The organism is Flavobacterium sp. CF108 (assembly GCF_900129795.1).
Lineage (GTDB): Bacteria > Bacteroidota > Bacteroidia > Flavobacteriales > Flavobacteriaceae > Flavobacterium.
Genome location: NZ_FQWW01000001.1, coordinates 511,499 through 526,531 on the forward strand (window position 1 = coordinate 511,499; position 15,033 = coordinate 526,531).

The 15,033-nt window shown below is 35.8% G+C and carries 12 protein-coding genes; 6 read left to right on the forward strand and 6 right to left on the reverse strand.

Annotation, left to right across the window (positions count from 1 at the left end):
- Positions 1-104 precede the first annotated feature (104 nt).
- From BUE10_RS02270 to BUE10_RS02285, 5 genes are all read left to right on the forward strand, one after another.
- The gene (locus BUE10_RS02270; RefSeq protein ID WP_143055967.1) at positions 105-725 is read left to right on the forward strand and encodes a hypothetical protein; all 621 of its coding nucleotides are present in this window, start codon (positions 105-107) and stop codon (positions 723-725) included.
- Positions 726-991: 266 nt separating this feature from the next.
- On the forward strand, positions 992-1,318 hold the full coding sequence (locus BUE10_RS02275; protein WP_073481890.1) for an ArsR/SmtB family transcription factor: 327 nt from the start codon (positions 992-994) through the stop codon (positions 1,316-1,318).
- Positions 1,319-1,374: 56 nt separating this feature from the next.
- Complete coding sequence (locus BUE10_RS02280) at positions 1,375-1,848, forward strand: DUF6428 family protein (RefSeq protein ID WP_073481892.1); 474 nt, start codon at positions 1,375-1,377, stop codon at positions 1,846-1,848.
- A gap of 2 nt (positions 1,849-1,850) precedes the next feature.
- Positions 1,851-1,976 (forward strand): hypothetical protein, encoded by a 126-nt coding sequence (locus tag BUE10_RS24335; protein ID WP_255369095.1) that lies wholly within the window; start codon positions 1,851-1,853, stop codon positions 1,974-1,976.
- 3 nt (positions 1,977-1,979) lie between these two features.
- On the forward strand, positions 1,980-2,396 hold the full coding sequence (locus BUE10_RS02285; protein WP_073481894.1) for an arsenate reductase ArsC: 417 nt from the start codon (positions 1,980-1,982) through the stop codon (positions 2,394-2,396).
- Positions 2,397-2,798: 402 nt separating this feature from the next.
- On the opposite strand, the gene BUE10_RS02290 is transcribed toward BUE10_RS02285, so the two are convergent.
- From BUE10_RS02290 to BUE10_RS02315, 6 genes are all read right to left on the reverse strand, one after another.
- Positions 2,799-4,874 (reverse strand): beta-galactosidase, encoded by a 2,076-nt coding sequence (locus BUE10_RS02290; protein WP_083597936.1) that lies wholly within the window; start codon positions 4,872-4,874, stop codon positions 2,799-2,801.
- Between the two features lie 122 nt (positions 4,875-4,996).
- Positions 4,997-6,988 (reverse strand): heavy metal translocating P-type ATPase, encoded by a 1,992-nt coding sequence (locus BUE10_RS02295; RefSeq protein WP_073481897.1) that lies wholly within the window; start codon positions 6,986-6,988, stop codon positions 4,997-4,999.
- Between the two features lie 480 nt (positions 6,989-7,468).
- Positions 7,469-8,710, reverse strand: a complete 1,242-nt coding sequence (locus BUE10_RS02300; protein WP_073483013.1) for an efflux RND transporter periplasmic adaptor subunit — start codon at positions 8,708-8,710, stop codon at positions 7,469-7,471.
- Position 8,711: 1 nt separating this feature from the next.
- On the reverse strand, positions 8,712-9,956 hold the full coding sequence (locus BUE10_RS02305) for a TolC family protein (RefSeq protein ID WP_073481899.1): 1,245 nt from the start codon (positions 9,954-9,956) through the stop codon (positions 8,712-8,714).
- A 124-nt stretch (positions 9,957-10,080) separates the two neighbouring features.
- Complete coding sequence (locus BUE10_RS02310; protein ID WP_073481902.1) at positions 10,081-13,200, reverse strand: efflux RND transporter permease subunit; 3,120 nt, start codon at positions 13,198-13,200, stop codon at positions 10,081-10,083.
- 106 nt (positions 13,201-13,306) lie between these two features.
- The gene (locus BUE10_RS02315) at positions 13,307-13,630 is read right to left on the reverse strand and encodes a DUF6660 family protein (protein ID WP_234984699.1); all 324 of its coding nucleotides are present in this window, start codon (positions 13,628-13,630) and stop codon (positions 13,307-13,309) included.
- A 280-nt stretch (positions 13,631-13,910) separates the two neighbouring features.
- On the opposite strand from BUE10_RS02315, the gene BUE10_RS02320 reads away from it, so the two are divergent.
- Positions 13,911-15,032 carry a hypothetical protein gene (locus tag BUE10_RS02320; RefSeq protein WP_073481905.1) on the forward strand — a complete coding sequence of 374 codons (1,122 nt, stop codon included), beginning with the start codon at positions 13,911-13,913 and terminating at the stop codon, positions 15,030-15,032.
- Position 15,033: the final 1 nt, after the last annotated feature.

A 15,033-nucleotide genomic window follows, 5' to 3' on the forward strand; every position in this document is an offset into this window, starting at 1 on the left:
GTAAAATTTCGTTTTTATTTATTTGAAGAAATACAATCTATTTTATTACTTTTAACGAAAATTTAGAAATAAAACTGTTAAATATAAGCCCCAAATTATAATTAATGAAAAAACTACTTTTAATAAGTATATTAGTTCTTGCTGTTTTTTATGCCTTTAAAGAGATCGTTTACAAACCCTATATGTGGAAAAAAGCGATGAATACCCCAGAACATAGATTGCAAATGGGAAGTTTTCTTTTTAGCAAACAAACGGGTTCAAATGGAAGCCAGAGTACACAAACCAACTATCTAATTTTTAAAGTAGTTGAAATAAACGGCGATTATGTTCGTCTTTCTGCCATTCGGCAATTGTCTGAAAAAGGGCAAAACGAATCTTCAGACTTTTCCTTTACAAGGAACACTTATCACAGTTTAAAACAAAACATTAATAAGCTTACAATAACAGGAATTCCTGGTAACGACTTGTATAAAGAAGGTGCAAATTATACTGTAAACGATTATCTGTTAAACAAATATCCTTCCTTAAAAAAATCTCGTTATTATTACGAAGAGCTTTCTAATTCAGAAAAAAATATCCTTTCACCAACAGAGTATTTTAGTCTGGTTTATTCTAAAGAAAAAATTATAGAAAAGAGAAAATTAATTCCCTGGATTAGCAATAACAATGGCAGCCCCGAATTAGTGAAAAGCTTATCTCAAAAAGTAAGTTTGATTCTTAATTAGTTTTTAACCGCTGATTTTTTACCGCAAAGTTCGCTAAGTTTTTTCGCAAAGTTCGCTAAGGTTAAAATTAAAGAAAAAGTTTTTTTTCAAAGTTCACAAAGTTTTACGTCTAGCTTTGTGAACTTTGAGTTTATAAAACTCTCTCAAAATCTTCGTGAACTTTGCGTAAAAAACTTAGCGCTCTTTGCGGTAAAAAAATATTCTTAGAAGCATTTGTTCCTTACAAAACTTTATCGTAATATTGCTATATTAAAATTTAAAATAAAATGGGAGCTACTAAAACAGAACATTTTACAGATAAACAAAATCAGATTGCAACAATAGCAAAAGCCTTGGGACATCCTGCCAGAATTGCTATTATCGAATATCTTTTAAAAGTAAATGAATGTATTTGCGGAGATATTGTAAATGAGCTTCCACTTGCTCAGCCTACTGTTTCTCAGCATTTAAAAGAATTAAAAAACGCCGGGCTTATAAAAGGAAATATTGAAGGAAATGCTATTTGCTACTGCATTGACGAAAATACTTTTGATATTATTAAAGCTTATTTCTCTAATATCATTACTGTTACTAAAGAACAGAAATGTTGTTAAACCTTTTTTTGAATAACTATATCGCAATATTGCATTATAACTATAAATAAAAAACAATGAAACTATCAGACATTAAAAACATTCTTCCTAATCTGGAAAATGTTGTATTTCAATTAGAAAACGGAGCTTTTGTTCCTGAGCACTTTCATGTAACCGAAATTGGAACTACCAATAAAAAATTTATTGACTGCGGCGGCGTAATTCGCGACGAAAGTGCCGTTAATTTTCAGTTGTGGAATGCAAATGATTTTGAACACCGATTGAAACCGAACAAACTTCTGCACATTATCAAACTCTCTGAAGAAAAATTAAATATTCAAGATTTTGAAATTGAAGTTGAATATCAAAACGAAACCATCGGAAGATATGATTTAGAATTTAACGGAACTCATTTTATTCTAAAAAACAAAACTACTGCCTGTCTGGCGCAAGAAGCATGCGGCGTTCCTGCATCAAAAGAAAAAATAGGGTTGACTGAACTCTACAAAAACGAAGCAAATAGCTGCTCGCCAAATTCGGGTTGCTGCTAATCATGAAGCAAACAATTATTAAATACAAGAAACCCATTATCATCACAACATCTGTAATTGTGCTGCAGCTTATTTTTGGTTTTGATCCAAAATTCTGCATTATCAATATCATTTGGTTATTAGTTTAAATTATGACAAAAAACATTTTAGTACTCTGTACAGGAAACAGCTGCAGAAGTCAAATTGCCGAAGGTTATTTAAAACACTTTTTAGGCGATAAAGCCAAAGTTTACAGTGCCGGAATTGAAACTCACGGAGTTAACCCGAGGGCTGTTATAACCATGAAAGAAGATCAGATTGACATTTCTGATCATACTTCAAATCATGTTGACGAATACCAAAATATAGAGTTTGATTTTGTTATTACGGTTTGTGATAATGCAAAAGAACGCTGCCCCTTCTTTCCTTCAAAAGCTCTAAAAATACATCAAAACTTTGATGATCCTGCTAAAGCAGCAGGAACTGAAGAAGAAATTTCACAGGAGTTTAGAAGAGTAAGACAAACTATAAAGAAGTTTTGTGAACAGTTTTCTAGGGATAACTTCTAATTATAATTCAACAAAAATGAGGCTGTCTCAAAAGTCAAGGCAGCTCTTTTACTATAATTATTTGTTTGTTTTTAATGCAAACTTAACTACCAATGAAATGTTCCCACGGAACAAAGAAATATAACTTGTTATTTTTTGATATCCGGTTTCATTCCATTAGGAATGTTTCATAGGTAGAAAAAAGAGGTCGGACACATTTGTTTCGCAGGAACGTTTGGTATGCCAGATTATTAAAAACGATGTCAAAATCAAACGTTCCTACGGAACGTAAACGATGATAACAATATAATTTCTACCTATGAAATGTTCCTGCGGAACAAAGAAATATGTAAAATAAAAAGGGGCTGCTCCGACTTTTGAAACAGCCTCATTTTTTAATTAATCGGTAAACGTCTCATTTCTCTATAACTCTTCAATTATTGTAAATCCCCATGCAGGAAGCGAAATTTTACTTTGTGATGCCAATTTTTCTTCTGTCAATAAAACATTTCCTTTTTTATGCGGATATATAAATGAGACCTCTTGGCTTGAATAATTGAAATAGTAATGAATTATTTTTCCTAATTGATTGGTGCCTGATTTAACAATAATTGGAAACTTCAATTCCTGATCTTTTCCCCAAAGTCCGGCATTTTTAACAGCCCCTTCCAGAATTTTATCATTTAAGGCTGGATTTGCCCCAAAACCAATATAAGCTGCTGTACCTTTTCCATAATTATTCTGAGTCACTGCAGCGTAAATTCCCCATTGAGGATGGTCATAATAAGCCAAAACTTTTGCAGTAACAGGAACTAAAAGTTCCATCCATTTTTCGGCTTTATTATACTCCTTCCCTACATTAAATGGATCATTTTTAAGGCCGACTTTTTCAGGAACCGTAAATTCGCTGTACGTAATACCGCAGGCTTCACTAATAATTCCCGGCTGGCGCACCGTTCTTACTTTATTGTGTTCATCAGAAAAACCACTTTTGAAAGTATAAACAATATGTCCACCATTTTTTACAAAATTGTTTAAGCGTATCAATAAACTATCTGGCGCAGCATATAAGGCGGGTACTACAATTAATTTATACTTCTCAATATCAATACTTGACGGATCAATAAAATCAACACCAACATTCATCTTATAAAGCGCATCATACATAGGTCTTAAAATTCCGTTGTAATTTCCCGGGCCAAAAGAATTATAGGCAGTCAAAGCTTCATTACTAAATAAAACAGCAACATCATTTTTCTTTTGCAGATGTATTAAATGCGGGCTGAGTTTTTTAAAATCAGCTCCAATTGTTTTTGCTTCTTCATAAGTTGGATTAGGCTCAAAATCATGGCTTAATAATCCTTTCCAATACGTTTCTGCAGAATTATGAATTGAATGCCAATGCCAATATGAAACCATATCTGCCCCAGATGCTAAATGACTGAATGCCTGTAATCGCAATTGAGCTGGATAAGGCACCCATTCTGCAAATCCCTGAGCTTCTGTTTCGATTACAAAATAATTCTGTCCGCCTTTCATAGAACGTGCAACATCACCGCCAAAAGAGATTTCAAGCCCCGTAAGTTTGTCCTGTGATGGATGGTAAATATCTACACCCGAAATATCCAGCACTTTTGAAGCTGCAAAATGATCAACTTCGGGCTGAATTCCATAAGTATGTCCCCACCAGTCAAAATCAAAATTCTGGGTTACAAACTGATTTGTTTTTTTATATTCACGCACCATTTTAGACTGCCAGCTTAAATATTCTGTAACCAGTGAACGCTGAAACTTAGCAAACTCGGCGTTTAAACTTGCATTAATACTTCCGTTTACAGACGGGAAATCATCCCAATTGTTAATTCGGTTACTCCAATAATCCAGACCAAAAATCTTGTTTAAATCATCAAGTGAGGGATATTTGGATTTCATATACGCAACAAACTGTGCCTGTACATTTGGTCCGCTCGTACCATACGACTTAGTTTCGTTATCAATTTGATAGCCTATAATAGCAGGATGATCTTTGATATGTTCTAACATTTTACGAATCGCCTTTTCGGCATAATTTCTAAAATGGATATTAGTAATATCCATATTTTGGCGAGGGCCATATTGGTTAGGGCCCCTATTTGTAATGGCCAAAACATCCGGATGCTTTTTTACCAGCCAGGTAGGCACAGCATAAGTCGGCGTGCCAATTATAACACTAATTCCTGCTTTGTGCATTGCGTTAAGAACACGATCTATATGGCTAAAATCAAAAACCCCTTCTTGCGGTTCCATTGTACTCCAGGTAGATTCTGCAATACGGACTACATTGATACCTGTTTCCTTCATCATTTTTATATCCTTATCCAAACGTTCATAAGGCATATATTCATCATAATAAGCAACTCCAAATAATAGTTTATCTTGCTTAATTTGTGCAGAAACTGAATTAATGCTTAATATAAATGTAAAAATAACACTTATAAAAACAGGCAAATTTTTTTTCATGAATTTGTTTTTTTACGAATATAGAAAAAAATAGGGTTGTTTTATAAATGCATAGAAATTAAAAAATATCAATTCAGCAAAAAAAATCCTAACTGCTGTAAAATTAGGATTTCTTCTAAAATTTAAAACTTCATTCTCTGAATTCTAACGGCATTTAGAATCGCCAGTAAAGCCACACCAACATCTGCAAAAACAGCTTCCCACATTGTGGCAAGTCCGCCCGCGCCTAGAATCAATACAAAAGCTTTTACGACAAAAGCCAAACCAATATTCTGCCAGACAATTTTTTTGGTTTGTTTTCCAATATTAATTGCCATCGCGATTTTACTCGGTTTGTCGTCCTGAATTACAACGTCGGCAGTTTCGATTGCGGCGTCGCTTCCTAAACCTCCCATTGCAATTCCTACGGTACTTAAGGCGATAACAGGCGCATCGTTTACACCATCACCCACAAAAGCTACGGTTTCGTTTTTGGCTTTGATTTCGTTTACTTTATTGACTTTGTCTTCTGGGAGTAAATCTCCAAAAGCTTTTGTAATTCCAAGTTTATCAGCCACAAACTGAACCACATTTGTTTTATCTCCGCTCAGCATGGTTACTTTTACACCTAAAGCTTTTAGCTTAGAAACTGTTTCTGGAGCATCTTCTTTAATTTCATCAGCAATGGTTAAATAACCAGCAAACTTATTATCGTAAGCAATGGCAATTGTGGTATAAACTACTGAATTTGGGTCAATATCATAAGGTATATTAAACTTATCCAGCAATTTGAAATTTCCAACATGCAATTCTTTTCCCTTTACTTCAGCTTTTAATCCGTGTCCGGAAATTTCTTCAACGTTTTTTAATTCGATAGAAAAATCAATCGCACCAGCATAATTATGAATTGCCGTTGCCACCGGATGTGTACTGTGACTTTCCAAAACATTTACCAATTTCAGAATTTCCTCTTTATCAAAATCAGGTTTTATAATCACTTCCTGAACTTTAAAAACACCTTCGGTCATGGTTCCGGTTTTGTCCATAACCACATTCTGAATCTTCGAAATACTATCCAGATAATTACTTCCTTTAAATAGAATTCCATTTTTACTCGCCGCACCAATTCCGCCAAAATAACCAAGCGGAATACTAATTACCAAAGCACACGGACAAGAAATAACCAGAAAAACCAAAGCTCGATACAACCAGTCGCTAAAAACATAATTATCGACAAAAAGCATTGGCAGTAAACAAATTGCAATTGCCAGATACACTACAATTGGCGTGTAAATTTTGGCAAATTTGCGGATAAACAATTCGGCTGGCGCTTTTTTAGTTGTGGCATTTTGAACCAATTCCAGAATTTTAGAAAGTTTACTATCGTTGTAAGCGGTTGTCACTCTTACTTGTGCAATGGTATTTCCATTTATCATTCCGGCCAAGACCGTATCACCTTTCTTTTTCGTGTCAGGTTTACTTTCTCCCGTTAAAGCTGCGGTATTAAACGAAGCCGAATCTGATAATAATTCGCCGTCTAATCCTAGTTTCTCTCCCGCTTTCAGCTGAATAATATCGCCTATTTTAGCATCTTTAGCTTTTATTTTTACTGCAATATTATTTTCTAAAATACTAACCTCATCAGGTCGCTGATCTAATAAACCTTTAATATTATATTTTGCTTTACTCACCGCCATTCCCTGAAAGGTTTCGCCAATAGTATAAAACAACATAACGGCAACACCTTCTGGATATTCGCCAATTGCAAAAGCTCCAATTGTAGCAATACACATCAGGAAAAACTCTGAAAAAACATCGCCTTTTATAATGCTTTCGTAAGCTTCTTTTAAAACCGGAAGTCCAACGGGAAGATACGCAATAGCATACCAAGCGATTCGAACATATCCTGAAAACCAATTTTGAGGGAAATAATGATCAAAACCAATTCCTATAAGTAATATAATTAGCGATATAATGGATGGCAGGAATAGTTTAAACAAACTGCTTTCGGCTCCATGTTCATGGCCGTGATCATGTACGTCATTATCAGAATGTACAGGTTCGTCGTGTGAACAACAGCAGGATGGTTTGGTTTTATTTTTAGTATTTTTTACTTCTAAATCTTGATGTATCATGGAGGAAAAGTTTCAAGTTTTATTTGTTTGCTTCGCCAATTCGGCTTTCAGCCTCGGGTCAAGTTACAAGTTCAAACTTTGTCTAAATAATGCTCTAAATTTACAGCTTTGTGGCAAATGTTCCTAAGCAAAGTTTGTTTTTTAATCTTGCTTTTTTTGCCACAAAGGCACTAAGGCGCAGAGTCGCAAAGTTTTTTAAGTCTTTGGCTTGATTTAATTGCCTCCAGCTTTAGCTGGAGGTCATAAAAAGGTCAATTTCAAGGGCTTTAGCCAAACTTGCGCATTTTTGGCTAAAGCCTTTTCTTACTCCTGCTTAGAACCTCCAGCTAAAGCTGGAGGCAATTGAAAATAAACTTTGCGACTCTGCACCTTTGCGAGATTATTTCACCCCCTTCTTTAGATAAATCTTCGCGACTTTCCGAGATTATTTCACCCCAGCTTAAAAAACCTTAGCGCCTTAGTGCCTTCGTGGCAAATAACCTAGTGCTCATGCTCACCTCCGCCCTTCATTGCAGACAGCAAATAAAAAGCGCCTTTGGTAACGATTTTTGCACCTGGTTCCATCTTATACAGTAATTTAACTTCTGTAAAACCTAAATCGGTTGTACCGGGAATTACTTCAATAGCTTTAAAATGAATTTCTTTTTCTTTTGTTTTCTCATTTTTATGATCGTCTTCCTGCACAAAAATAAAATACTTATCAGCATTTTTAACAACGGCATCTTTTGGTAAAGCCGGAACCGTGGCATTTACAATATTGATATTTGCCGAAACATACATTCCCGAAATCAAATCTTTAGCATCGGCAGGATCAATTTTCGCATGAACGGCAACGGTTTTACTTTCGTTAGAAAATGATTTATTGATTCCGAAGATCTTTCCTTTAATGGATTTATTAGATTGATTGGTCAACACAAAATCGATTACCTGACCTATTGAAATAGAACCCAGATCTTTTTCATAAACATTCAAATCCAAATGCATCTGACTATTATCTACAACCTCAAACAAAGAAACTCCAGTTTGTGCAAAAGCACCTTTAGCAATGCTGATTTTTCCAACATAACCGCTTATAGGCGCCACAATTGGCACTAAAGACGAACTTCCTTTTGTTCCAACATGCAAAGCTTCTAATTTGTTTTTTGCTGCCTGCGCGCGGGCTCTTTCGGCTGTTAATTTGGCTTTTACTTCCTGAAATGTTTTCCTCGGGTTCACGTTTTCATCGCTCAATGTTTTCTGGCGGTTGTATTCTAACTGCAAATATTCAACATTGGCTGTTGCCGAATGAAAATCTTCCTGCATTTCAATTACTTCCAGATTTTGAATTGTTGCCAAAACTTTTCCTTTATTGACAAACGTTCCTTCTAAAACATAAATATCTTTTACTGTTCCGCCAATTAAAGTCGAAACCTCAGCTGAGTTTTGCGGCGGAACTGTAGTGTAACCATTCGCTTTGATGATTTTATTCAGGTTTCTTTTTTCAATAAATCCGGTTTCTATACCAACGGTTTTATATTGAGATTCTGTTAATGTGGCTTCTGTCTGCGATTTTTCTTCTTCGTGGGTTTCTTCGGCTTTCTTTTCATTGCAGCTTAAGTTAACCGCAAAGAGCGCAAAGGCTACGCAAAGTACGCCAAGTTTTATTCCTTTGCGAACTTTGCGTTTTTTCTTTGCGAACTTTGCGGTTAAATCTGCGGTTAAACTATTATCTATATTTTTCATTTTAATTGTTTTTGATGGTTGGAAATTGAAGTTCAATAGCACTTTGATTAAAACTGTGCGTGGCTTCTGCAAGCTGTTTTTTAATATCGATTGCCTGATTTAAAAAACTAATGTACGACCAATAACTCATATCGCCGTTTGCATAACTTTTTTGCGCTGTATCAATAATCTGGTTGGCGTATTGCAAACCTTCATTTTGATAATAATCTAAATTCTTCTGCTGTTTTTGAAAGTTGTTCTGTAATTCTTCTTTTTGCAGGTTCAGGATAATTTTGTTTTTATCGAATGCCAATTGTGACTGTGAAATACTTATTTCTGCAGCTTTTGCTTTTGCCGTATTTACGCCTCCAAAAATCGGAATCTGCAATCCGGCTGTGAAACCCTGAAACAAGGATTCGGTATTAATGGTTTGTGCAAAATAACCTAAACCTAATTTTGGTGTTCGGTTAGCTTTAAATGTTCCCGCTTCTTTTTGGTAAACCGAAATCTGCTGTTGGTAAAAATCTGTCAATAATGTTTCAGCTTTAGAATCCTTATTATCTATAAAGGAATACTTTAACGAAGTCGTTTCATCTGGAATTATATTTTCATTCGTCTGCACAAAAAACTGAAGCTGTTTTTGGTAAATAGCCAAATCATAATTCAATTGTTCCTTTTGGGTTTCGATTTCTTTTACTTTGGCTTTAGCACTGATTACTTCAATATTACCACTTTCTCCGGTTTTAAAGCGGAGTTCGGCGTTCTTTAGGAATTTGGTATAAATCTCGTTTAGTTCCGAGTTTAACTTTTGAATTGAAATTCCGTATAAGTATTGATAATAGGCCAAAGTCACAGCTTTTTCCAGCTCGTAAGAGGATAAAGCTTTTCGTTTTTCGGCTAATTTTGCCAGTTCTTCCTGCAATTGTCTGTTTGCTTTTGTGACATTTCCTAACGGAAAGAATTGCTGTATCGAAACATTGTGATCGAAATCAACGCTGTTGAACTGGCCCCCTTGGTATTGCACTTGCAATGGATCGGGTTGAAAAGCGGTTTTCTTTAAAAGGGTTTGTTTTTCGATTTCTTTATCGGCGATTTTTAAGTCGATGTTGTTTGATTTGGCAAGTTCTATTGCTTTTTCAAGGCTGATAGATTGTTGTGCTGAAATAGCAGTACTTGCTAATAGCAGCGTGCTTAACCGCAAAGTTCGCAAAGGATGCGCGAAGTTCGCAAAGGTTATTTTTTTAAAATTATATAGTAACTTTTTCATTTTCTTTAATTTTTTGTTTCACGCAGATTTTAAAAGATTTAAGCAGATATGCGCAGATTATTATTTGTCTTTTTTAAATTAAATCTGCTTGATTTGCTAAAATCTGCCGAATCTGCTTGAAAAATCATTTTACTTTGCGGTTAAATCTCTCCAGTATTAAATACAAAATCGGTAAAACGATTAAGGTTAATAAAGTTGCAGAGATTAAGCCGCCAATAACTACGGTTGCTAAAGGTTTTTGTACTTCTGCCCCGCCGCTTGTGGACAAAGCCATTGGTAAAAATCCTAAAGAAGCTACGGCTGCGGTCATTAAAACGGGACGTAATCTGGTTTTGGTTCCAATTATAACTCTTTGCAGCGGATCCAGAATTCCTTCTGATTTTAATTGATTAAAATACGAAATCAGAACAATTCCGTTCAAAACCGCAATTCCGAATAAGGCGATGAAACCAATTCCGGCCGAAATACTAAACGGCATTCCTCTCAGCGAAAGCGCAAATACACCGCCAATAGCAGATAACGGAATGGCAGTAAAGATTAAAAGTGCCTGTTTATAGCTCTTGAACGTAAAATACAGCAAGATCAAAATCAAACCTAAAGCGATTGGTAAGGCAACCGAAAGTCGTTTTGTCGCTTCAATTAAATTTTCAAATTGTCCGCCATATGTTACATAATAACCCACAGGAAGCTTGAAATCTTTGTCGAGTTTCTGCTGAATTTCTTCTACAACGGTTTTTATATCTCTGCCTCGAACGTTTAAGCCAACGGTAATTCTTCGTTTTCCATCTTCGCGCGTAACCTGCACCGGGCCTTGTTCGTAATCTACACTTGCCACTTGCGAAAGCGGTACTTGTTGTCCGTTTGGTAACGGAATAAACAAATTGCTTACATCGGTAATATCGGTGCGATTATCCTGATCCATTCTTACTACAACATCAAAACGTTTGCTTTCTTCGTAGATTTTTCCGGCACTTTCTCCGGCAAACGATGAACGAATGATTTGATTGATATCTGAAATATTCAATCCGTATAAGGCGATTTTATTGTAATCGTATTTTATTGTAATTTGAGGTAATCCGATTACTTTATCCGCTTTTAAGTCGCCAATTCCTTCAATGCTTTTTATTTTCGAAATCAATTCAGAAGCTTTTGAATCTAAGATTTCCAAATCATCTCCAAAAATTTTGATAGCAATATCGCTTCGGCTTCCGGTCATTAATTCGTTAAAACGCATTTGAATGGGCTGTGAAATTTCTATGTTAGCGCCCGGAATTACTTCCATTTCTTCTTTCATCGCATTTGCCAGTTCTTCCCAATTATGGTATTTGCCTTTCCATTCTTTTTTGTCTTTTAAAACAATAATCAAATCGCCGCTTTCAATAGGCATCGGATCGGTTGGGATTTCACCGCTACCTATTTTGGTTACAATGGTTTTGATTTCCGGGAATTTTGCTTTTAAAATCTGTTCGTATTTGGTTGTAGTTTCCACCATCTGCGTAAGCGAACTTCCCGTCATAATTGAAGCATTAATAGCTAAATCGCCTTCTTCAATGGTTGGGATAAATTCTCCTCCCATATTATTAAAGACAATCAATCCTAAAGCAAATAGTCCGAGAGAAATCCCTAAAACTACTTTTTTAAATTGAAGGGCTTTATTCAAAAACGGTATATATAAATTTTCAAACCAAAGCATCATTCTGTCGCTGAAGTTTTCTTTGTGTTCGCTTTTCTTCGAAAGAAATAAAGCACTCATCATTGGCACATAAGTCAACGAAAGTATAAACGCACCAATTACGGCAAAACCAACCGTCATGGCCATTGGTTTAAACATTTTTCCTTCGGTTCCTATTAAGGCAAGAATTGGTAAATACACGATTAGAATAATGATTTCTCCAAAAGCGGCACTATTCCTGATTTTTGAAGCCGAATTGTAGATTTCAACATCCATTTCTTCCTGCGAAAGTTCTTTTTTGCGTTTGAGTTTCTGCAGATGATGCATCGAAGCTTCTACAATAATAACAGCACCATCGACAATAATTCCGAAATCTATGGCGCCTAAACTCATCAGGTTTCCGCTTACGCCAAAGGCATTCATTAAAATAATGGCAAATAACATCGCCAGCGGAATTACAGATGCAACGATCAATCCGGCACGAAGATTTCCTAAAAATAGAATCAGTACAAAAATGACAATTAAAGCTCCTTCTAATAAATTTTTAGTAACAGTGCCAATGGCATTATCTACGAGTTTTCCTCTGTCAATAAAAGCTTCTGCAACGACACCTTCGGGCAGGCTTTTATTAATCTGAGTCATTCTTTCATGAATTCGGTTTACTACTGCGCTGGAGTTTTCGCCTTTCAGCATTAAAACTAAACCCGAAACTATTTCTCCTTTTCCGTCTTTTGTAGAGGCGCCGTAACGCAATGCAACGCCTTCGCGAACCTGCGCTACATCGCGCACGAGAACGGGAGAGCCGTTTCTGTTTTTAACTACGACATTTCCAAGGTCTTTTACGCCTTTTGCCATTCCTACACCGCGAATGAAATACGCATATTGATCTTTTTCAATATAAGCGCCTCCGGTATTTTGATTGTTTTTTTCTAAAGCATCAAAAATTTCGGTAATGGTTACGCCCAGACTGTTTAGTGTATTTGGGTTTACGGCGATTTCGTATTGTTTTAGTTTTCCGCCCCAGGTGCTTACATCGGCAACGCCTTTGATTCCCTGCAATTGCGGAATAATAATCCAATCCTGAATGGTTCTTAGTTTTACGGCATCGTATTTGTTTTCGTAGCCTTTTTTGGCGTAAACATCATATTGGTAAATTTCTCCAAGACCTGTTGTAATTGGCGCTAGTTCCGGTGAACCTGCATAAGCGGGAATGTTTTCTTCGGCTTGTTTTAAGCGTTGAAATATTTGTTCGCGTGCCCAGTAAATATCGACATTGTCTTCAAAAACAACGGTTACGACAGATAAACCGAAACGGGAAATACTGCGGAGTTCTATAATATCCGGAACGGTTTTTACGGCTTGTTCTAACGGATAGGTTATTAACTGCTCGACTTCCTGACTTGCCAAAGTGGGTGCTGTGGTAATAATCTGAACCTGATTATTGGTAACATCCGGCAAGGCATCAAGCGGCAATTGTTTAAGCGAATAGCTTCCCCACGCTATTAAAACGAGGGTAAATAATAGTATAACGAATTTGTTTCGTATACTAAACTGAATGATTTTATCTAGCATTTGAAATATATAATGACATGAGAATTTAGACAAAAGTTTGTCTGATACATTTGTGGAAAGTCCACAGTTCTCTAGCCCGATCCCGATAGCTATCGGGAGGACATCATTATGCTATTTGAGGGGGCTGCCAAATACTTCCGTAAAAATTAGAAGTAAATACAGAATTGTAATTGGGTAAAGGGATTGAAATTTTTGTGTAAGCTGAAGGAAATTCAAAGTTTGCAGCTATCTGGTAACTTAAAACTTGTGCGCCGCAGCAGTTGCAGGCACAAAATGGAGAACATAAATCATTGTCTTTATCGTGCAAATGATTTTCTTCTGATGAAAACTGGGCTGTTTTATGCATAGCGCTGTTCACTTCCATATCTGCACAGGGCATATTTGAAAGTGCCATCAAATAAATTGACATTACAATTGCTATCCATTTCATGACTGTAAAAATAATACATTATTCTGTTCGCTATTCTATCTGTCCCTAAAAAACTCATAATAGATTGATTTTTAAGCGTTTTTATTAAAAAATAGTGCTTCTTAAAAGAAATTTTAGTTAACTTTAACACTAATTAACCCATATTATTACCTATTATCCCCTTCAATACCTTTATTTTATACACCTCTAAAAACAAAAGATAAGCCGAAATTCCCCTAAGAATACATTTAGTACATATTTATTTAAGCAGTTTTATTTTAATCAATTAACACTCTATTCAATGAAATGTAAAAAACTAATATCAGCCCTTTTTTTATTATTTAGTGTTCCATTTTTCGGTCAGGTTTATACCGATAAAATCGTAGGAGAAAAAAACCAGGAATTAAAAGACAGTCTTAAAGTAGAAAAATATCCATACGCTCTGCCCATTTGGGGAGAAAAAGTGGCTCAAAAAGGATATAATTTACCGTATTCTGCGGGATTATCTGTCAACTACTTTTGGCAGGATTCTGAGATTGTAATAAGCAATTTAGAAGTTGGTTTTAATAACGGACCGCTTTACAATCTTGATGAAATAGTACGCTTCGAAAAATCTTCTGTCGAGGCTGGTGCATTGACCATACGACCGGATATTTGGCTGCTTCCTTTTTTAAATATTTATGGAATTTTTGGTAAAGCCAATACAACAACAAAAATAAATGCCGGAATCTGGGTTCCTGATGCTGACAACAATTGGTCTGAAGTGGCATCGTTTGGAACATCTGCCAATTTTGATGCTACTACTTTTGGTTTTGGTATGACACCTACAATTGGTATTGGCGGCGGTTGGCTGGCATTAGATATGAACATGGCCTGGACGGACATAAGTGCGCTGGATAAACCTGCGTTTTCTTATGTTTTTGGTCCACGATTAGGTAAAACTTTTAAGCTTCATAAACCGGAACGAAATATTGCGGTTTGGGTTGGCGGTTTTAGGGTCCATATTAATGGCGGTACGAATGGAAACCTTGCTTTATCGGATATTTTCGATTTGAGTACTGCGCAGGGAAAAGTAGATAATGGTTTGGCAAAAGTATCTGAAAACCAAACAAAAGTCGACACTTGGTGGGATGGTTTAACTCCTGCACAACAAGCTAATCCTGGTAACATTGCAAAACATAATACTGCAAATCGTGCTTTAGAAAGAGCTGGTACTTTTTTAACCACTTTAGATGGAGCTTTGAGTACTGCAGATCAATCTACGATTCAGTATTCACTGCAAAAAAGACCAAAGGATATGTGGAATTTTATTGTGGGAACGCAGTTTCAATATAATAAGCATATTATGTTTAGACTTGAAGCAGGCTTTTTAGGAAGCCGTACACAGGCTTTGGCTGGTTTACAATATCGTTTTGGATTATAAA

What these genes read in the sequence shown, in the direction of transcription:
- BUE10_RS02295 (WP_073481897.1), bottom strand. Translation starts at nt 6,988, where the DNA reads ATGATACATCAAGATTTAGAAGTAAAAAATACTAAAAATAAAACCAAA.
- BUE10_RS02305 (WP_073481899.1), bottom strand. Translation starts at nt 9,956, where the DNA reads ATGAAAAAGTTACTATATAATTTTAAAAAAATAACCTTTGCGAACTTC.
- BUE10_RS02315 (WP_234984699.1), bottom strand. Translation starts at nt 13,630, where the DNA reads ATGAAATGGATAGCAATTGTAATGTCAATTTATTTGATGGCACTTTCA.
- BUE10_RS02275 (WP_073481890.1), top strand. Translation starts at nt 992, where the DNA reads ATGGGAGCTACTAAAACAGAACATTTTACAGATAAACAAAATCAGATT.
- BUE10_RS02285 (WP_073481894.1), top strand. Translation starts at nt 1,980, where the DNA reads ATGACAAAAAACATTTTAGTACTCTGTACAGGAAACAGCTGCAGAAGT.
- BUE10_RS02300 (WP_073483013.1), bottom strand. Translation starts at nt 8,710, where the DNA reads ATGAAAAATATAGATAATAGTTTAACCGCAGATTTAACCGCAAAGTTC.
- BUE10_RS24335 (WP_255369095.1), top strand. Translation starts at nt 1,851, where the DNA reads ATGAAGCAAACAATTATTAAATACAAGAAACCCATTATCATCACAACA.
- BUE10_RS02280 (WP_073481892.1), top strand. Translation starts at nt 1,375, where the DNA reads ATGAAACTATCAGACATTAAAAACATTCTTCCTAATCTGGAAAATGTT.
- BUE10_RS02270 (WP_143055967.1), top strand. Translation starts at nt 105, where the DNA reads ATGAAAAAACTACTTTTAATAAGTATATTAGTTCTTGCTGTTTTTTAT.
- BUE10_RS02310 (WP_073481902.1), bottom strand. Translation starts at nt 13,200, where the DNA reads ATGCTAGATAAAATCATTCAGTTTAGTATACGAAACAAATTCGTTATA.
- BUE10_RS02290 (WP_083597936.1), bottom strand. Translation starts at nt 4,874, where the DNA reads ATGAAAAAAAATTTGCCTGTTTTTATAAGTGTTATTTTTACATTTATA.
- BUE10_RS02320 (WP_073481905.1), top strand. Translation starts at nt 13,911, where the DNA reads ATGAAATGTAAAAAACTAATATCAGCCCTTTTTTTATTATTTAGTGTT.